Origin of the sequence: Mesorhizobium intechi (assembly GCF_002879535.1) — a bacterium.
In the GTDB taxonomy this organism is placed as follows: domain Bacteria; phylum Pseudomonadota; class Alphaproteobacteria; order Rhizobiales; family Rhizobiaceae; genus Mesorhizobium; species Mesorhizobium intechi.
The window spans coordinates 1-18,371 of the sequence record NZ_PNOT02000322.1 but is presented as its reverse complement, the minus strand read 5'-3'; the positions used below and the strand labels follow the sequence as shown (position 1 = coordinate 18,371).

Below are 18,371 nucleotides of genomic sequence, written 5' to 3'. Positions count from 1 at the left end.
GATGGAGGGTCTTGCGCGCTTTTGGCGACGCGTCGCGGCCTATGCCGCGCACAATGACCCGCTGACCGCCGCTGCCAACTGGATCGCGCTGGTCGTGGCCTGGAACCAGCCCTTCTATCCGCTTTATCTCTGGGCCGCCGTCGGCGCCGACAAGATCGCGCCGTCCTTGCTTACTTTCCTGTCGACGCCGTTCTTCGTCGCGGTCCCGGCCGTGGCGAGGCGGCATCCGCTTGCGGCGCGCGTGCTGTTGGCGACGACGGGGATCGGCAACAGCATCTTGAGCACCATGGCATTTGGCGTCGGTTCAGGCGTGGGGATTTTCCTTCTCCCTTGCGCCTTGATCGGCGCCGCCCTATTCAGGCCTTTCGAGCGGCCAATCGGGCTCGTTCTCGTTGCGCTGAGCGCCGCCGCCTATTTCATTCCGGTCCGCTTCTTCGGCCAGCCGCTGGCCAGCTACAGCGTCGCGGACAACAACGCGATAGTTGGCCTCAATGCCCTGAGCGCCGCGACGTTGGTCGTTTTCATCGGGCTGCTCCTGTCCGGCGCCGTCGCGTCTTCAGAAGGGCGAGGCGATCAGGCGCCCCGGAAGAAATAGCGGGTGAGCAGGAAGCCCACGGTCGCCGCCACCGCGCTGAGCAGCGAACCCCAGCAGATATCCGCCACTGTAATGATCGTCGGCCAGCCGCGGATCGTGGCCTGATTGGTCAGGTCGTAGGTCGCGTAGGCAAAGAAACCGTAGAGCGCGCCGTTGACGGCGGCTGTCGTCCACTTGCCGCTCGAGAAGGCCGGTGTGGTCGCGAAGATAACGATGCCCGCGACATAGCTCAGGTAGAACAGCGCGGCCGGAGCCGGATTGAAGCTGTCGACCAGGATGTCGCCGATGTAGCGGCGATAGAGCCGTTGCGACATCGTCATCAGCCACACGGCGTCGATGGCCAGGAAGGCGATCAGGGTCGTCGCGTAAGCCACGGCGTAGCGCATCATGAAGCCTTCTCACCCTTTATGGATTGATAGACGATCAAAGCCCTGTCCCGAGCCGCGCCGTGGTCCACGATCGGCCTCGGATAGCTCTTGCCGAGCTTGATGTTCTTGCCCTCAAGCGAGGAAGCAGGCGCTTCCCATGGCCGGTGAATGTAGCGGTCCGGCAAGGCGCCAATTTCTGGGATGTGGCGCCGAACGTACTCGCCCTGAGGATCGAACTTCTCGCCCTGCAGGACTGGATTGAAGATGCGGAAATAGGGTGCGGCGTCAGCTCCCGACCCGGCCACCCACTGCCAGCTTGCCGGGTTGTTGGCGGCGTCAGCGTCGACCAGCGTGTCCCAGAACCACTTCTCGCCATGGCGCCAGTCGATCATCAGGTCCTTGATCAGAAAGGACGCCGCGATCATCCGCACACGGTTGTGCATCCAACCGGTTCGCCACAATTCGCGCATGCCCGCATCGACGATCGGGTAGCCGGTCAGCCCGCGCTGCCATGCCTGGAGGGCCCGCGGGTCGTCGCGCCACGACATTGCGTCGAATTCCGGCCGGAAGTTGCGCCCGGCAAGGTCGGGGTTGTGAAACAAAAGATGGTAGGAAAATTCCCGCCAGCCGATCTCGGAGCGGAACTTCGAAGCGCCCGCACTTTTCGATTTGCGCAGGCAGGCGAAAATCTGGAACGGCGTGATCTCGCCGAAGGCGAGGTGTGGGGACAGCCTTGATGTCGCTTGCACGCCCGGAATGTCGCGCTGACGCTCATAGTCGGCCAGATCGTTCTCGATGAACCCATGAAGCCGGGCTTGTCCGCCTTCCTCACCGGGTGTCCAGCTTTCCCGCAGGCCTTGCGCCCAGTCGGGTTTGGTCGGCAGCAGATCGAGATCGTCCAGGCGCAAGCCGGCGAATTCACCTCGCCACCCATCAATCGATCCCGGTGGATCGATCGGATCGCGGATATCGGTCTTGTCCGCCATTGCCTTCCGGAATGGCGTGTAGACTTTGTAGAACCCGCCCGATCCCGTCTTCAGCAGCGAAGGTTCATGCAGCAGCGCGCCGTCGAAGCTGCGCGCCGTAAGTCCTTTTTCGCGAAGGCCCGCCTTCAGGCTGGCATCGACCGCCGCCTCGGATGGGTCGTAGCGCCTGTTCCAGAACACGCAATCCGCACCGCTGGCGGCAATCGCCTTGGCGACGACCTCCCCGGTTCGGCCACGCGCCAGGTAGAGGTTGGCGCCAGCATGGCCAAGCCGCTTGCCAAGAGTTGCAAGCGAATGATGCAGCCACCAGCGGCTGGCTGCTCCCATAGCCCGGACATCCTTGGTTTCTTCGTCGAGGATATAGAGAGCCATGACGGCAGTGCCGCGATGGGCCGCCGCCGCGAGCGCGGCGTTATCATCTACGCGAAGGTCGCGCCGAAACAGCACAACGGTCGGCGCTGTTGCTTTTCGGGTCATTGCGTCTCGCCGATCACTTGACCGGCGTCCAACGCACGTTTCTGCAGATCAAACCCGCGGCCATGCAACCCCGCGTGGTGAGGGCGCCATTCACTACTTTCAGTGTCATCGAATAGGTGCGGTTTCGTTTAGGGTCGTAGGCGTTTCCTGCCAGCGTTCCTCGTGACGCCGGTTTTAGCGCCATGATCAGCTTGTCGCCGGCTTGCTCTCCCTTGCTGGTGTCACGGATCCACAAATTGGTGGCGCATAATTGCTGTCCGCACGGCGCAATCGAAACCTTGGCATTGCCGTCATCGCGCATCCATATGCCGCGGCTGTCCGAGAACGCATCGGCGTGTGCAGCCGATGTCAGAAACATGACACACAGGAATGCGATTAAACCTTGCATCGCCCCTTTCTCCGCTAAATGACAGGTTTTGCTGGTTCTACGGCGGCGAGGGAGTTTTGGATCATCGAACCGTCGGAAATGCATCACGCCGGTAGCAGAGCTGGTGCGGAGTCTCGTCAGTGTGCAGCCAATCTTGCCAGAAGCGGCCTTCTGCAGCCGGCTCTAAATCGGTCATTTGTGGTTCTACAATTCACGGTCGGCCGTACCTCACGCGATCCGGCTCACCATTGTCGTTATCGATCAATAGCGACTCGATCCATGCCTTGCACCGCCAGACGAACCCAGGATGCCTCGCGCCAACAGGAAGCTGGAGCCTTCCAACCTATCTATTGTGAGCGGCTCTTGTGCTCACCCTACATATGATCACGCGGGATGCGGGCGCCACGCTCGCGCTCGAACAGTTTTTGGCCGTCCTCCAGTGCCTCGGTTCGCTCCGAAATCACCCACTCTGTCGCGGTGCAGGAGAGAAGGGTGGTGCAACGGCTTTGCGTGCGCCAGCCTTCGCGCTCGGCACTGCATGTCCAGCGGATCTCGGCATTCAGCGACAGCGGGTTATCAGGCGCAATCGACCATACCTCCTGCCGGGTCTCGCGCATGCACAAGCCGTTGCCCGGATGGCGGCTAAGACCTGTATCCTCGTGCACCCGGTATCGGGTCACGCCATTTTGCACATCGCGTTCAACAGAGCGGCCGGACGATCCTGCCGTGAGGACCTCGTGGCGGGGCAGGGGATCTGTGTTGGATGGCTGCGGGATTTCGATCCGGCGATGCGCGCCAAGCAGCGGCAATTGCAATTGCAACTTGGCAAGATCGATCGTCAGCGTCGCGTCGCAGGGCGGCGGCAGGATCGTCGGCCAATAGGCGTTGGACAATGACAGACGCAGACGGTGACCGGGGGCAAAACGGTAGCCGCATGCATCGAGTGCCAACGCGATTTCGACTGTCTCACCCGGCTTCAAGGGCTGTGGTTCGGAATTGCCGTTCCGATGCGCCAGGTTGAGCACACCGTAGCTGACGCGCGTCGCCACGCCATCGGGATGGACGTCGACGAGCCTGACTGCAAGGTTGGCCAGGGCAGCATCGCTGGAGAGCGACAGCTTTATGAGTGGTTGGCCAAGGATGATGCATTCTTCTGCAAGGACGGCGCTGTCGAAGGTGAGTGATCCAGCATCATCCACACGCTGGTCGCCGGCCATGTCCGAATCAGCCTTGCGCGTGAAGAATTCTCCTGCAGCGGTGCCCGTATCCTGAGGCGAGTGCAGGAGGGCGTTTCCTTCAGCGTGCGATGAATCGCATCGAGCGAGCCTGCCCGAGGCATCCAGGCCAAGAATGAGTGTGTCGCGAACGTCCCATCTGTCCATGGCAACCCAATAGCCCGGATCGGTCTCGCGCCGACGGCCGGGTCGCGGCCCGTCCAAGATATAGGCACGCAGCCTCGGCGTATTCTCCGCTTTGTTGTCTTCCCCGCACAGCCAATGGCGCCACCATGAAATTGCCTCGGCATGGAAATCGGCGCGTGGCTTGGGATCAGCGAAATGCGGATACTTATGAATCCATGGGCCGATCAGGCCCCAGGCCATTTCCGGCATCCCGGCGACCGCTTTCAAGGGCGTGTTGCGGTAACCGTCGGCCCATCCGGCAATCACCAGTGCGGGAATGGAGAAACCGTCAAAATCCTCGCAGATCGAACCGTGGCGCCAGAAGTCGTCGCGGCGCTGGTGGGAGAGCCATTCCTCCATGAAGAACGGCTCGCCTTCCAGCCGCTCGAGCCACATATCGCGCCAGCGTTCTCCGACGAGATCGGGATCGGGAGGCCGCGACTGGAAGGCATTCATCGTCGCCGCCCATGACAGTTGCGCCGATAGATGCGCGCCATTCTTGTAATGAATGTCGTCATTATAGCGATCGACAGTGGACGACAGGGAGATCACGGCCTTGAGGGCAGGCGGCTTGAGGGCCGCCACCTGAAGCGCGTTGAACCCGCCCCAGGAGATCCCCATCATGCCGACATTGCCATTCGACCAATCCTGCGCTGCGATCCATTCGATAACCTCGACCGCATCGGCCAGCTCACGCACGGTATATTCGCCGTCGATCACGCCGTCGGACTCGCCGCAGCCGCGAATGTCGACGCGCACGCCCGCGATGCCGGCTGCCGCGAACACCGGATAGGTGGACTCATCACGCGGGGCGGTGCTGTTGCGTTTGCGATAAGGCAGGAATTCGAGCACCGCCGGCACCCCGCCGGGAGCCGGTTCGGGCATCCAGATGCGGGCGGCGAGCCGGGTGCCGTCCTTAAGGACGATCCACTCATTTTCGATGACACGGAAATTCCTGTTGGTCATTCGATCAACCACGAAAGCTCCACTCGGCGGCGAGCACACCGCGCGCCGCCGGAAAGGTACGATTATTTCCCGGTTCAAGCCTCCAGCCAGACCCGGCTGGCGATGCGGCCATTGGAAAAGTCATTGCCAATATCGGGAACAAAACCCTTGAGATGGCTCGTGCAGGCGTTGATGAAGTCGTTGAATACCGGCAGGATCAGGCCGCCCTCATCTCGCACCATCAGGGCCATGTCACGGTAGAGTGCCCGCCGCTTGGCCTCGTCCAATTCACCGCGCGCCTTGACCACCATCTGGTCGAAGTCGGGCCGCTTGAAGCGGGTGTCGTTCCATCCCGCATTGGAAACGTAGGAGGTGGAATAGCGTGCATCCTGGGTCGGGCGTCCACCCCAAAAGGAGGTGCAGAACGGCTTGACGTTCCAGACTTCCGACCAGTAGCCGTCACTCGGCTCGCGCTGCACATTGATCTTGATGCCGGCCTTTTCCGCGCTCAACTGGAAAAGCTGGGCAGCATCAACCGCGCCGGGAAACGCTGCCTCGGAAGTGCGCAGCAGGATTGGATCCTGAAGGCCAGACTTCTTGAAGTGGAATGCAGCCTTGTCGGGATCGTAATTGCGCTGCTCTATATCGGTAGGCGCGAGCGCATAGTTGACGTTGACCGGGTAGTCATTGCCAATGGTGCCGAAACCGCCCAGAACCCGCTTGAGGATAGCCTCACGGTCGACTGCATATTTGAGCGCCAGACGCAGATCGTTGTTGTCGAAGGGCGCGGTGTCGCAATGCATGAGGAAGGAATAGAAACCCTTGCCGGAGGTGCGCAGGATCTCGACGCCCGGAACCTGCTTCAGCAACGGCACGACCTTGGGTTCGACGGTGCTGATGAAATCGACCTGACCGGAGCGCAAGGCGCTGACCCGGGCGGTCAGATCGTTCAACACGGTAATAAGGACGCTGTCGACGTAGCCTCGGTCTTGACGCCAGTCGTCGGTGTTTTTTTCGAAAGCGGACCGAACGCCCGGCTCGAACGCAACCAGCTTGTAGGGGCCTGTGCCGATTGCTGCCGCCGGCTTTTCCACGCCGCCGCCTGGCTGGATCTGAAGATGATAGTCGGTAAATATCAGCGGCAGGTCCGCATTGGCCTCCTTCAGAGTCACCACCATGTCGCCCGCCCGCTCCTCGATACGGTCTATACCGGACAGCAGGCCCAACGCGCCCGATTGCGATTTCTTTCCGGCGTGGCGGCGCAACGTCTCAACGGCATCGGTCACAGAAAACCCCCTGCCGTCGTGGAAACGGACGTCCTTTCGAATCTTGAAGGTCCACGCCTTGGCGTCGGCCGACGGGGACCAGGATTCGGCCAGCGAGGGAACCGCCGCGCCCGTCTTGGGATCGGATTCGACCAGCGTATCGCCCCAGCAATGCGCGATCACAAAATTGACGCTGGCCGACGCCAGGGCCGGGTCGAGCGTATCGGCGGAGGCGCCGCCATCGAGTGCCAGGCGCAAGTGTCCGCCGCGCACCGGCGTTTGCGCCCCGGCCGGCGACACCAGCGAGCCGGCAGCTGTGATCAGGCCCAGAGCGGCTCCCGCTCGAAGAACATCACGACGTGAGAGACTCGGTAGCCTGTTGGAAGCGCTCATTGGGTTCCCCTTGGAGTGAAGCTTGTGGCCGATACTAGGCCGGGCCCGGGGCTGCGCAATTTCGTCGCTTGAAGCATTTTTAAGCGAGTTTATACTGTCTCAATGAGCAAGCCATGGGCCAATTTCAGCAACAACCTGAAGCTTGCGTGCAGCACCCGCAGATCCGTATCCGATTTGTGCCGCGCGATCGGCCTGAACAGGCAGCAGTTCAACCGCTACCTCCATGGAGGAACCCTTCCTTCCGCTCATAATCTCCTGACGATAGCGGCAGCTTTTGGCCTCGAACCAGCCGATTTCGACCTTTCCCCGGACGTCTTTCGCAGCAAATTGGGCGAGCAGCACCGACAAACTGCGCTGCATGGGCCGCTGGCCAACGCCTTTCCGGGCGACGGGCATGCACTCAAACCATACCTCGGCTTCTATCACACATGGCACATATCGCTGTCGTGGCCGGGCCGGATCGTCTGTGCCTGCGCTCACTTGCGCGAGAACGGCGGACAAATTCTGGTTTCTACCCTCGAGCGCATCGAAGATCCCGAAAACGGCATCGTGCAGCGTTCACGCTACACCGGGCTCGTGGCGTATCGGCACCAGCGCATCTTTGTGACCGAGCTGACGCGAGGCGAGGCACCAACCTTTGGACAGACGATCCTCATGCCGTTCGAGACGTACCAGCGGCGCTATCTGCGGGGCGTCACCATGGGGATATCGTGGCGAAACAACAATCTCCCCTACGCCACCCGCACCGTTTGGCACTTTCTGGGGAAACTTGTCGACAAGAGAAGTCTGATATCGCGCTGCGGCGTCTATGCGCTCAATTCCGCGGCGGTGCCCACCGCCGTGCTGTCTTTCCTCACCGAGGCCCAACCGATTGCGGCCGTGCCGGCGCAGACACCCAGGCCGGATCGCCGGCCGCATCCTTGAGTCACGACAGTTTTTCATGGATTTCATTGCGAATCCGACCGGCGGCATATGGACGCCATCACCCGCCGACGGCACTGGCCGGACACGATCGTTTCGACGAAGGCAGCGATCTGCCGTCGATGGCGGCCGCCGGCCATCAGTGAAAGTGTCGAGACGAAGTTCAGGGTATCCAGACGGCAGGCGATCGGGAACGAGCGTGGGTTCGGTAGGGATGTCCGGCGTCCGACGGTAAAGCATCTTGCGGCTTACCGGAGCACAGCACCGACGGTGGAGACAAGAGTTAGTCCGGACAGGGCGCCGTCGATCAGTGTGGCGCGATCGACGGCCGCTTCACTTCGGCTTCCAACATGGCGACAAAGGCAGTCACTTTTGGCGGACGAAACCGGGCGGCGGGATAGACCGCGTGGATGCCGCCCGACGGCAGGGACCAGTCGGGCAGAATCTGGACAAGCGCGCCTGTCTGCAACGGATCAGCAACCAGAAAATCCGGCAGTACCGACAGGCCGCCTCCGGCCAGTGTCGCGGCAAGTACGCCCGGGGTCGCGTTGATTGTCATCGCCGGCCGCATACGGACTGAGCGGCGGTCGAAGTCGGCGCGCGAGAAATGCCAAACCAGCGGCTCACGCAACGCGCCATTGGCGATGAATGGCTGCTGGCCAAGATTGTCGGGGACATCGGCGGAAATCGTCCGAGCTAAGTCGGGCGCCGCGACCAGCAACTGCCGGAATGCGCCGATCCGGCGCGCCTGCTGGCTGGAATCGTCAAGCCAGCCGACCCGCATTGAGACATCGATGTGGTGGGCGATCAGGTCGATCTTGGCGTCTGACAAGACGAGGTCGACCGTGCATGCAGGATAGGTCCGACAGAATTTGGCCAGCAACGGTGCAACCGTCGATGTACCGAAGTCGTTCGGCGCGGCGATCCGCAAGGTCCCGATCGGGTTCGTCGTTACCTGGGCAACTTCGCCGAAGGCGTCCTCGGCTTCGCGTAGGATAATGACCGACCGCGCGTGCAGCAACCGGCCGGCTTCAGTGGGCTCGACACGGCGGGTCGTCCGGAGGAGAAGGCTCGTCCGCAGGTCCGCCTCCAGCCGGGCCACCTGCTGGCTTACGACGGTCTTGGTGATGCCGAGCCGAGCGGCGGCACGCGTGAACGAGCCTGCGTCCACTACGGCGACGAAATAGGCGAGTCGATTGAGATTGATCGTCTCCATGCCGCGACTCCATTGTAAGCGAATAGCACACAGTGTTTGTAGTTAGTCGGTATATTGCGCGCAATCTCGATCGCGTATCTTGCCGTTAGATTTATGGGACGACGGATATGCGGATCACTTACCTTTTCGACCCCCTGTGCGGCTGGTGCTATGGAGCCGGTCCTGTGGTGGAAAAGCTGTCGCAACTCGACGGCGTGACGTTCAACCTGGCGCCGACCGGCCTGTTCGCCGGCGAGGCTTCGCGTCCGATGGACAGCCATTTCGCCGCCTACGCTTGGCAGAACGACCAACGCATCGCGCGGCTTACCGGCCAGCCCTTTTCCGACGCCTATCGCGAGCAGGTGCTCGGCTCGACGGGCGGGATGTTCGACTCCGCGCCGGCCACGCTCGGCCTGGTCGCGATAGGTGTCGCGGAACCGGCGCGCGAACTCGAAGCATTGAAGGTGCTGCAGCGCGCCCGTTATCAACATGGACGCAACAATTCCGACCTCGATGTGGTTGCCGCAATTCTCGCAGAAGCTGGCTTCACCGAAGCCGCTCGGCGCCTCCAGAGCCCGGATGAGGCGCTTCTCTACGCCTATCGTAGCCGGGTTTCGGCGGCGCGCGCCGACATGGCACGCTTCAACGCCGAGGGCGTTCCAGCTCTGATCGTCGACCGCGATGGCGATCAACGGCTGATGCGCGCCAGCGCCCTGTTCGGTGCCTTCGACGTGCTGGCCAACCAGTTGCGCGCGGCCTGACGATCGCGGCGAACGCGACACACACCGAATTCGACAGAACAACGTAACGTTTGACATCAAGGAGACCGATATGGCCACCAATCCATCCAAGCTTACCTGGAAGCATTTCCCTGCCGGCCAGACCGGCTTTTTCCGCGCCCCTGTGCTGCTGGCCGGTCCGACCGAAGCGCTGCTGATCGATGGCGGCTTCAGCTATCCGGATGGCCGCGCTCTGGCCGAAGCGATCAAGGCGACGGGCAAGACGTTGAAAACCATCTACGTCAGCCAGTCCGACCCTGACTACTATTTCGGCCTGATGCCAGTGCATGACGCCTTCCCGAACGCAAAAGTCATCGCCGCATCCGATACGATTGCGGCCATCAACGGCAATATCGAGAAAAAGCTCGCCGTCTGGGGACCGCAGCTGAAGGAGAATGGCCCGCAGACGCTCGCCGATATCGTGCTGCCTGAAGCCTTCGACGGCCCGGCGTTGACGGTTGACGGCGAGTTGGTCGAGATCGTCGCTGCGGAAGGGCTGGCTAACCGGCGCTATCTGCGCGTTGCGACGCTCGATGCGATATTCGGTGGCGTGCTGATCTTCTCCGGCGTCCATGTCTGGACGGCCGACACGCAGAGCAAGGAGTCCCGCGCCGCCTGGGTCGCCAATCTCGACAAGATCGCCGCCCTGAAGCCATCGGTCGTCGTAGCTGGTCACCTCGATCCGCAGGCGGCAACCGATCCGAGCGCCATCGCTCACACGAGGGCCTATCTCCTTGCTTTCGAAGAGGAACTGCACAAGGCTGCGGATGCTGCTGCGCTGAAAGCCGCGATGGATGCGCGCTTCCCCGGCCTCGGTATGGGCGTCGCGCTCGATATCGGCTCCAAAGTCGCCATGGGCGAGATGAAGTGGGGCTGACATGACCAGCAATCTCGACCTGATACGTGCGACATACGAAGGCTCATCCGAGCAGAACGGCCGAAATCTCATGGCCGTTCTTCATCCGGATGTAGAGTGGACGGAGGCGGAAGGTTTTCCCTACGCCGGCACCTATGTCGGCGTCGATGCTTTGTTGGCGGGCGTATTCGCGCGGCTTGGCAGCGAGTGGATCGACTACCGCGCCGAAGTTCACACCTACCTCGCCGATGGTGACCGCGTTGCCGCCTTTGGCGTCTACTCCGGCACCTACAAGGCAACCGGCAAGTCGATGCGGGCTGCCTTCGCTCATCTCTACGAGGTCCGGGACAGCAAGATCCGGCGTATGACCCAGTATGTCGACACCGTCATGGTGGCGAAGGCCCTTTCCTGACGACCGAGAAAACCGAGAAGGAGATTATGATGAAGATGAAGACGATCACCGTGGCCTTTATCGCGTCCGCGCTCGCGGCGTCGAGTGCAGCCGCTGATGGCTCGAAGCTGGACAAGAAGGCAATCCTGAAACAACACGACCTCACCCAGGCCAACAAGGCGCTGGTCCTCAAGGCCTATCAGGAGTTGTTCGGCGACCATGACCTGACGGCGCTCGACCGCTATTGGACCGCGAATTACATCCAGCACAATCCGACGATGACCGACGGACGCGACTCGGTACGCCAGTTGCTGGAGAAAATGGGCATTACCCATTGGCCGAAGCAGAAGGTCGAATTCAAGCGTGTCATCGCCGAGGGCGATCTTGTCATGACGGAGGTCGTGCAGCCGAAAACGGACGCCACGCCGGAAACCGCAATCGTCGACATGTTTCGTGTCGAGAATGGCAAGATTGCCGAGCACTGGGATGTCATCCAGGCGGTTCCGGCCGACGCCGTGAACAAGCGGTCGATGTACTGAAGCTGCTACTTCATCGCCAGCGTTTGGCGGCTATGCCGCCAAAGCGACGTTGTTCGGCCAGTCGCATTCTGAGATAAAACGCGTATGGGTATGCTTGGTTGCCGGGGCGCTTGGAGCTGTGTCTCACCCGGCCAAGCTAAGATCGATGCCGCTATCAGGATGCAGGAATCAGCCGTATGGCAAGCTGGCACTGGCCGAAGGCGTCGGAGAACTAGAGGATTGTCTTGGCGCCTAACCCAAGCGTCAATGTGGGATACTGGTAAGCTCTGGTTCAAACGAAGGCACGGGACGGCGAATTCTGGCGAGATCGAGTTGCCTAGCCGACGTAATTTATCTCACTGAAGCAGAGTGCTCAAATTCTGTTTCCTCGTTTGCTTACGAAGCCTCGAAGTGTGGAGCGATTTACAGGCGGCGTTCCACTCGCGACACGAATACTGAATGGCTTGGCATCTAGATCCCAAGAGCAATCCCGTCCTTCCTTGGCTCCGACGCCCCAGTCAAAGTACCGTTCTGCCAGTCGATGCGGATCGCTTGGGCACCGCCGATCGGCTCATCCGCAGGAGAGAAGGTAAAGCCTCGGTGTTCGAGCTGTGCTTTGGTCGAGCCGTCAATCGTGTGCTCTGCCTCTACCCTCGTTCCGTCGGAGGTCGGCATCAAACGCGGGAGATCGATCGCTTCCTGGACGTCCATTCCGTAGTCCAGAACCTTGGAGATGAAATGGGCATGCCCGAGCGCCTGATAGTAGCCGCCCATGACGCCGAACGACATTTCTACCCTACCGTTGCGCGTCACCATGCCGGGGATGATTGTGTGAAGCGGCCGCTTCGATGGTCCGATCCGGTTCGGATGGCCCGGCTTGAGCGAGAAGCTTTGACCGCGATTGTGCAGGATGACGCCCGAGCGAGGTGAGACGAGGCCGGTGCCGAAACTGTCGAAGATGGAGTTGATGAAGCTTACCGAGTTCCGATTTCCGTCAACCACTGAAATATAGACGGTATCGCGATGCAGCGGCATTTCGAAGGGCGGCAGGTCGGTCAACGCCCGTCTCAGATCGATCATTCCCGCAAGTCTGTCGGCCAGTTCGTCGGACAGCAGGTGGTCGACCGGCACGTCAGCCTTGGCTGGATCGGCGATCCAGGCGTCGCGGGCGGCATAGGCAAGACGCGTTGCTTCGATCTCGACATGCAACCGGTCGGGCGCCTGCGGGTCGCCCTTGGCTTCGAAGCGGCTTAAGATGTTAAGGATCAAGAGTGCGATGATACCCTGGCCGTTCGGGGGGCATTCATGGATCGTATAGCCGCGAAAATCGGTGGTCACCGGAGTCACATACTCGCCGCGCGCATTCGAGAAATCTTCCAAAGTGTGAAGCCCGTCGAGCGAATTTAGATATGAGACCATGTCCTCGGCGACCGGCCCCTCGTAGAATGCGCAACGCCCCTCGGCAGCGATACGTCTCAGCGTAAGCGCCAGTTCCGGCTGGCGGTGAACCTCTCCGATCCTCGGCGCTCGTCCTTCCGGGAGGAATATGCGCGCGGCCGTGGCGTCGGCCGCAAGCAGTTCTTCTTGGAGGAACCAGTCGCGGTGAACGCGGGGAGTGACCGCATAGCCCTCCTCGGCAAAGCGGATCGCGGGCGCAAGCACGTCGGCAAACGGGATCTTGCCGTGATCGGCATGGAGGCGTGTCCACGCGTCGATCGCCCCAGGGACCGTTACTGCCGAGGGCGACTGGCGTGGCACCTCCGTCAGACCTCGCTCGTTGAACCAATCGGCAGTGAGGGCCGACGGAGTGCGGCCCGACCCATTATAGGCGATGATCGTGTCGGAGCCGTTGGCCGCGTAGAGCGCAAAACAGTCGCCGCCGATCCCTGTCGAACCCGGTTCGACGACGCACTGCACCGCGCAGGCCGCAATCGCCGCATCCATGGCATTGCCGCCCAGTTCCATGATCTGCAGGGCGGTGAGGGTGGCCGAGGGATGCGAAGTCGCCGCCATCGCGTGTCGCGACACGGCAACGGACCGGGTCGGCTTCTCGAAATTGCGCATTCCGTTAATTCTCCTCGTCATTGCCGCAATGAAGGGTTTCAGGCTCGCGCCCGGTACGGTGTGAGCCAGGCTTCCAGCGCGCTCAGTGCCGAGATGATCGTGAAATTGATGGTGAGATAGATCGCGCCTGCCGCCACGAAAACTTCCACGGCGCGATAGGTTTGAGAAATCAGCCCCTGGGCGATGCCCGTCACTTCCATCAGGGTGACGATCGATGCCAGCGACGTACCCTTCACCATGAGGATGATCTCGTTGCTGTAGCTCGGAATGGCTTGGCGTAGCGCCAAAGGCAGAACCACCAGGCGCAGGGTCTGGAGCCGTGTCATGCCCAAGGCGGAAGCGGCCTCGACAAGGCCGCGCGACACGCCCTGTATCGCACCGCGCAGGATTTCGCTGCCATAGGCCGCGGTATTGAGACTGAGTGCTATGATGGCGCACCAATAGGGCTCGCGAAACAGCCACCACAGCCCAACTGCCTGAAGCGTGGGGCGGAACTGGCCGAGGCCGTAATAGATGAGGAATATCTGGACGAGCAATGGCGTGCCGCGAAAGACGGCGACGAAGGAGCGTATGGGCCAGACCAGCACTCGATGGTTTCCCTGCTGTGCCAATGCGAGCAACAGGGCCAAGGCAAAGCCTATCGCGATCGACAACCCCGCAAGTTGCAAGGTCAACGGCAAGCCGGAGAGAAGGGTAGGGATGATCTCTACAAAGAAGCCGAGGTCGATCATGCGTGGGCCATGCCACGCCACGCCCGTGCCTCGCCGTAGCGGAAGACCGATCCGGTCACGGCGGCGATGAGGAAATACAGCGCCGCGGCGGCTAGGTAGAAGACGAATGGCTCCCTCATCGAGCCTGCGCCGATCTGGGATTGCCGCATCAATTCCACGAGACCGATCACGGAGATCAAGGCTGAATCCTTGAGCACGAGCTGCCAGACGTTTCCGAGGCCCGGCAGTGCGTGCCGCATCAGTTGTGGTATGATGACGAGACGCAGCGATTGGAAGCGGGATAGGCCCAGAGCCTTGCAAGCCTCGAACTGGCCGGGGTCGACGGCGAGATACGCTCCGCGATAGACCTCGGCTTGGTAGGCGCCTGAAATGATCCCGATTGCCAGGACGCCCGTTGCAAATGTCGGCAGGCCGACGAAGCCGGCGCTGCCGAAGACTTTTCCGATCTCGGTCAAGGCTATGCTGCCGCCATAGTAAAGCAGGTAGATAGTCAACAGATCGGGCACGCCCCTGAACACCGTACCATAGCCCTTGGCGGCCCATGACGGTAAGGCTCTCGGCGAAAGCCGGCCACCCGCCGCCACTGCGCCGAAGAGGGCTCCGAATAGGAAGCCGAGGACGGACAGCGCAAACGTCACGCCTGCCGCCAAGAGCAGCGCGCCGCCCCAGCCGCCCTTGCCGAGGGACAGGATATGGAGTGCATCGGTCATGTGAAACCTGATCGATCAGAAGGCATCCGGCCGATCGGTCGACACCGACCGGCCGAACAAATCCCCAGCTGGCTACTTGACCGGCGTCACGTCCGTTTTCACCCATTTTTCCGAGATGCTCTTGATGGTACCGTCGGCGATCGCGGCGCTGATGGCATCGTTAAGCATCTGCTTGAGCTTGGTGTCTTCCTTCCTCAGGCCCGCACCGGTTCCGGCGCCGAACAGGCCGCCGACAAAGCCCGGCCCCGCTACCGTGAAGCCCGCGAATTCGGGTTTTGCGAGCGTCGCGGCGAGAGCCGTCTTCTGAGCGAAGATCGCGTCGATGCGGCCCGCGGCCAGATCGAGATCGTGCTGCTCGGTCGTCTTGTACTCGCGGATCTCCACCGTGTCCCCGAAGTACTTCTTGACGAATTCGAGCATCGCCGTCGCCGCCTGGACGCCGACCACCTTGCCCTTCAGCAGGGGCTTCAGCTTCTCGATGGCGGCCTTGGTAGCAGCTTCATCGTCGAGTTTGAATTTCTCGGCCGAAGCGCCGAGCTTCCCCAGGTCGCTATCCTTGGCGGCTGCGAAACCGCCCGGGTCGATTGCATAAGGCTGGGTGAAGTCGATGGTCTCGAGGCGTTTGGGCGTGATGAACATGCTGGCCATGATCACATCGAACTTGCCGACCTTCAGCGAAGGAATAAGTCCGTCCCAATCCTGAGCGATGATGGTGCATTTGACCTTCATCCGCTCGCAAAGATTGTTGGCGAGTTCGATCTCCAATCCATCGAGCTTGCCGTCGGCATTGGTGAAGTTCCAAGGAGCGTAGGCGCCCTCCGTTGCGATGGTAATGGACTTGGGTGCGTCCTCGGCCAGGGCGGTGTGCATGAAGCCGAACATGCTGAGTGCTGCCGCAACCGCGGCCAAACGACTGACTTTCATCTGGTTCCCCTTTTTTTGATAGGCTGATTGAACTGTTCCTGCGCCCGGCCGCATTGCCGGTTCGAGGCCATTCCTGCCCGGCCGGCGTCCGTCACCGGGTCGGACTCACGAACTCGGCCAGCATCGGTGCTGTGCTGAGAATATGTTCCTGCATCACTTTTTCCGCGAGATGTTCGTCGCCCGAGCGCAAGGCTGCGATGACGGCGGCATGCTCCTCGCGCGCAGAATGCGGCTTGTCACAATCGTCGAACCAGATGCGCATGTAAGGCTCTATGACCACATGCAGCGCCGATATCTGGTGGATGAGCTTGGGCCTCTGGCTCAATGCACAGATGCGGCCATGGAATTCCTGGTGGCGGACCACCCAGTCGCTGCTGCCGCTTTGGCCTGCGCGCTCCATGCGCACGAGGAGGCGATCGAGCTCCTCGAACGCCTCCTCGTCGATCCGCGGCATCGCCAGCCTGACGGCCAGTCCCTCCAGAACGGAGCGAATCTCGAAAATCTCGAAAAGCTCATCGACAGTCAGGCCCGCGACCACGCATCCCCGATTGGGACGAAGGATCACCAGCCCGTCGGAGGCCAGGCGCCGAAAGGCTTCCCGCACCGGCATGCGGCTCATGCCGATCTCGGCGGCAATCTCCTCGGGGATGAGCCTGTCGCCCGGTTTGTAGCGGCCGTGGCGAAGGGCCCGTTGAACGTGCCTGTACGCCTCTTCCTCCGCAGTGGCGGACATATCTGGAAAGTGCGCCGGCATGGAACCTCAAAAGTATTTTTGTATCCACGTATCATCAAATCCGCATTTCTACGCGCCGTCAATGCCCCGGTGATGCGCTAGATCCGGTCCTGATAGGTTGAGAGGCATCGACCATCCGGCACCTGCGCCTCCTGACAGCGGGTGTCCGCACGACAAGCGCTCAAGGTCTGACGGCAGCTTGTCGCCTTGGTCAGCCGTAGAGGCGAGCATAGTCGTTGCGCGGAAGCAGATATTTCATGCGCCGCTTAACTCCAGCCGTTCCTGTATACTTTGGCAGCGGCTATCGCGCCGCCTAGGCGAACTCCTTCGAGGAGATCGTGTGCAAATCCGAAATAATGCAAACCTGTCTCGGGCTTCTGAAATGAGCACGCGTGTGGTCGAAAAGTCGTTGCCGGATAGCCAAAGGTTAGCCGGCGGCGCCCGAAATTGGCTGTCAGCCGGTTGTCAGGTTGGATTCGCTATCCCGTACCAGTGACGGTCGCAAGCCGTTGTGGCCTGCAGGTCGAGATACCGATCGCATTGCAACTTCCTCAACCACCCGAATGGAGACCTCATGTATCGAACGCTCATTCAAGCCGCCTTCGCGGGCTTGTTCGCCGGACCTGCTCTGGCTGCCGGCATCTGCTGCATGGCTGCGACATCTTCGGCCGAACTGGTTCACTAACAGCACCCTACGAGGAGGATAAGTTGACCAAATTTCCCTTTAACCGACTCATCTGGCTTACGCTGCGGGCATCGACGGCGCTGATACTCACCATTGCACCGTACCAATTGGCGCTTCATGGCGCTGCCAGGCTCGTGCCGGCCGCTGCCCACGCCGAATCCGAGGGCGGTGGCGGTAGCGGCGGTGGCGACGGCGGCAACGGCGGTGGCGGTGGCGAGCACGATGGCGGCAATAGCCACAGCAGCAGCGGAAGCTCTAGTGGCCATGATGGCGACTCGGAATCTGCTGACGACCAGGGTGATGACAAAGCGGGGAACTCCGGCACTGGCGCAGGTTCCGGTACCGAGATCGACGGACCCGATGACTCATCTTCCCTGCCAAAGGTGACGGACAACTAGGCGCGTCCCGCATAGTTCGGCGCATTGGCCCGCCTGCGGAGGCGCGGCGGGCCTTTCTGAGCTAGTAGTCGCGGTTGCGATTACGCTTTGGTATCAAAGCCGAGATCGGCGGTATCAGAATCGTTTCGACGTATTCCGCTCATTAGCATTGTGGCGTCGGCATGGGCTGTCGACGGAATTTGTGAATGCAGTGAACTTGATACCCGTGCCCTTCAATCGCGACGCAGAGGTGATGAAAAGGCGTCGGAGCTTGATGGATCTATCCAATGATCCTCAATGGCGGGCGGAAGATAAAGCTGCGCGCGCGCGTATGATCGATCGAAGAGAGACGTTGGTCGCCGAACTCATTCGAGAAATCGGGAGGTCCGTTGGACTTTCGATCGATGATATCGAAATCCTTAAAGGGACTTATGCGCCGCAAATCCTGTTCAAGTGATTGTGCCGCAATCGCAGCCTGCAATTGACGAGAAATAGGCTGTCATCCCGCTTTTGGTCGATGTTCCCACTCTACGCACCGAACAGGTGTTCCGGTAGCCATTTTCAGGCGACCTCTAACCAGTTGTTTTCATTGTAAAAAAGAAGAGTGGCTGGGGAACCTGGATTCGAACCAGGACTAACGGAGTCAGAGTCCGTGGGTCTACCGTTAACCTATTCCCCAGCAGGCGTGGTC

17 protein-coding genes, 1 tRNA gene and 2 pseudogenes are annotated in these 18,371 nt (G+C 61.1%); 8 read left to right on the top strand and 12 right to left on the bottom strand.

Translation table 11 applies throughout. From position 1 onward, the window contains the following. Position 1 precedes the first annotated feature (1 nt). A complete protein-coding gene (locus C1D09_RS27395; protein WP_143977183.1) occupies positions 2–595 on the top strand; it encodes a hypothetical protein in 594 nt (197 codons plus the stop codon). Here the strand turns inward: C1D09_RS27395 and C1D09_RS27390 are convergent. The 5 genes from C1D09_RS27390 to C1D09_RS27370 all read right to left on the bottom strand — a co-directional run bounded on the left by C1D09_RS27390 (position 574) and on the right by C1D09_RS27370 (position 6,796). After that, positions 574–984 (bottom strand): DUF2177 family protein, encoded by a 411-nt coding sequence (locus tag C1D09_RS27390; protein ID WP_143977182.1) that lies wholly within the window; start codon positions 982–984, stop codon positions 574–576. The genes C1D09_RS27395 and C1D09_RS27390 overlap by 22 nt on opposite strands. Then, positions 981–2,426, bottom strand: coding sequence for a cryptochrome/photolyase family protein (locus tag C1D09_RS27385; RefSeq protein WP_143977181.1), 1,446 nt, complete (start codon positions 2,424–2,426; stop codon positions 981–983). Before C1D09_RS27385 ends, C1D09_RS27390 begins: the two co-directional genes overlap by 4 nt. 13 nt (positions 2,427–2,439) lie before the next feature. Continuing rightward, a complete protein-coding gene (locus tag C1D09_RS27380; protein ID WP_246135894.1) occupies positions 2,440–2,814 on the bottom strand; it encodes a DUF2147 domain-containing protein in 375 nt (124 codons plus the stop codon). A 353-nt stretch (positions 2,815–3,167) separates the two neighbouring features. Further along, on the bottom strand, positions 3,168–5,159 hold the full coding sequence (locus C1D09_RS27375; protein ID WP_143977179.1) for a CocE/NonD family hydrolase: 1,992 nt from the start codon (positions 5,157–5,159) through the stop codon (positions 3,168–3,170). A 74-nt stretch (positions 5,160–5,233) separates the two neighbouring features. After that, on the bottom strand, positions 5,234–6,796 hold the full coding sequence (locus C1D09_RS27370) for an ABC transporter substrate-binding protein (RefSeq protein WP_143977178.1): 1,563 nt from the start codon (positions 6,794–6,796) through the stop codon (positions 5,234–5,236). Positions 6,797–6,898: 102 nt separating this feature from the next. On the opposite strand from C1D09_RS27370, the gene C1D09_RS27365 reads away from it, so the two are divergent. Next, complete coding sequence (locus tag C1D09_RS27365; RefSeq protein ID WP_143977177.1) at positions 6,899–7,720, top strand: helix-turn-helix domain-containing protein; 822 nt, start codon at positions 6,899–6,901, stop codon at positions 7,718–7,720. 304 nt (positions 7,721–8,024) lie between these two features. Here C1D09_RS27365 and C1D09_RS27360 read toward each other — a convergent pair whose 3' ends face one another. Continuing rightward, on the bottom strand, positions 8,025–8,933 hold the full coding sequence (locus C1D09_RS27360; RefSeq protein WP_143977176.1) for a LysR family transcriptional regulator: 909 nt from the start codon (positions 8,931–8,933) through the stop codon (positions 8,025–8,027). Between the two features lie 107 nt (positions 8,934–9,040). Between C1D09_RS27360 and C1D09_RS27355 the strand changes: the two genes are divergently transcribed. From C1D09_RS27355 to C1D09_RS27340, 4 genes and pseudogenes are all read left to right on the top strand, one after another. Beyond that, entirely contained in the window at positions 9,041–9,673 is a 633-nt protein-coding gene (locus C1D09_RS27355) for a DsbA family protein (protein ID WP_143977175.1), read from the top strand. 85 nt (positions 9,674–9,758) lie between these two features. Further along, positions 9,759–10,568, top strand: a pseudogene (locus tag C1D09_RS27350) (MBL fold metallo-hydrolase); the annotation flags it as partial. Position 10,569: 1 nt separating this feature from the next. Continuing rightward, positions 10,570–10,959, top strand: a complete 390-nt coding sequence (locus C1D09_RS27345; RefSeq protein ID WP_143977173.1) for a nuclear transport factor 2 family protein — start codon at positions 10,570–10,572, stop codon at positions 10,957–10,959. A gap of 29 nt (positions 10,960–10,988) precedes the next feature. Beyond that, complete coding sequence (locus C1D09_RS27340; protein ID WP_246135893.1) at positions 10,989–11,477, top strand: nuclear transport factor 2 family protein; 489 nt, start codon at positions 10,989–10,991, stop codon at positions 11,475–11,477. Positions 11,478–11,927: 450 nt separating this feature from the next. Here the strand turns inward: C1D09_RS27340 and ggt are convergent, their stop codons facing one another. The 5 genes from ggt to C1D09_RS27315 all read right to left on the bottom strand — a co-directional run bounded on the left by ggt (position 11,928) and on the right by C1D09_RS27315 (position 16,639). Further along, the gene (ggt, locus tag C1D09_RS27335; protein WP_143977171.1) at positions 11,928–13,520 is read right to left on the bottom strand and encodes a gamma-glutamyltransferase; all 1,593 of its coding nucleotides are present in this window, start codon (positions 13,518–13,520) and stop codon (positions 11,928–11,930) included. A gap of 38 nt (positions 13,521–13,558) precedes the next feature. Continuing rightward, positions 13,559–14,251 carry an ABC transporter permease gene (locus C1D09_RS27330; protein ID WP_143977170.1) on the bottom strand — a complete coding sequence of 231 codons (693 nt, stop codon included), beginning with the start codon at positions 14,249–14,251 and terminating at the stop codon, positions 13,559–13,561. Beyond that, the gene (locus C1D09_RS27325) at positions 14,248–14,961 is read right to left on the bottom strand and encodes an ABC transporter permease (RefSeq protein ID WP_143977169.1); all 714 of its coding nucleotides are present in this window, start codon (positions 14,959–14,961) and stop codon (positions 14,248–14,250) included. The genes C1D09_RS27330 and C1D09_RS27325 overlap by 4 nt, the downstream gene beginning before the upstream one ends. Before the next feature lie 72 nt (positions 14,962–15,033). Further along, on the bottom strand, positions 15,034–15,885 hold the full coding sequence (locus tag C1D09_RS27320; protein ID WP_143977168.1) for a transporter substrate-binding domain-containing protein: 852 nt from the start codon (positions 15,883–15,885) through the stop codon (positions 15,034–15,036). Positions 15,886–15,976: 91 nt separating this feature from the next. Beyond that, positions 15,977–16,639 carry a GntR family transcriptional regulator gene (locus tag C1D09_RS27315; RefSeq protein ID WP_143977167.1) on the bottom strand — a complete coding sequence of 221 codons (663 nt, stop codon included), beginning with the start codon at positions 16,637–16,639 and terminating at the stop codon, positions 15,977–15,979. 687 nt (positions 16,640–17,326) lie between these two features. Here C1D09_RS27315 and C1D09_RS27310 point away from each other — a divergent pair. Next, positions 17,327–17,701 (top strand): hypothetical protein, encoded by a 375-nt coding sequence (locus C1D09_RS27310; protein WP_143977166.1) that lies wholly within the window; start codon positions 17,327–17,329, stop codon positions 17,699–17,701. A 76-nt stretch (positions 17,702–17,777) separates the two neighbouring features. Further along, a pseudogene (locus C1D09_RS34285) lies at positions 17,778–18,137 on the top strand (DUF6680 family protein); the annotation flags it as partial. A gap of 148 nt (positions 18,138–18,285) precedes the next feature. Here C1D09_RS34285 and C1D09_RS27300 read toward each other — a convergent pair. Beyond that, a tRNA-Gln gene (locus tag C1D09_RS27300) sits at positions 18,286–18,359 on the bottom strand. Positions 18,360–18,371 lie beyond the last annotated feature (12 nt).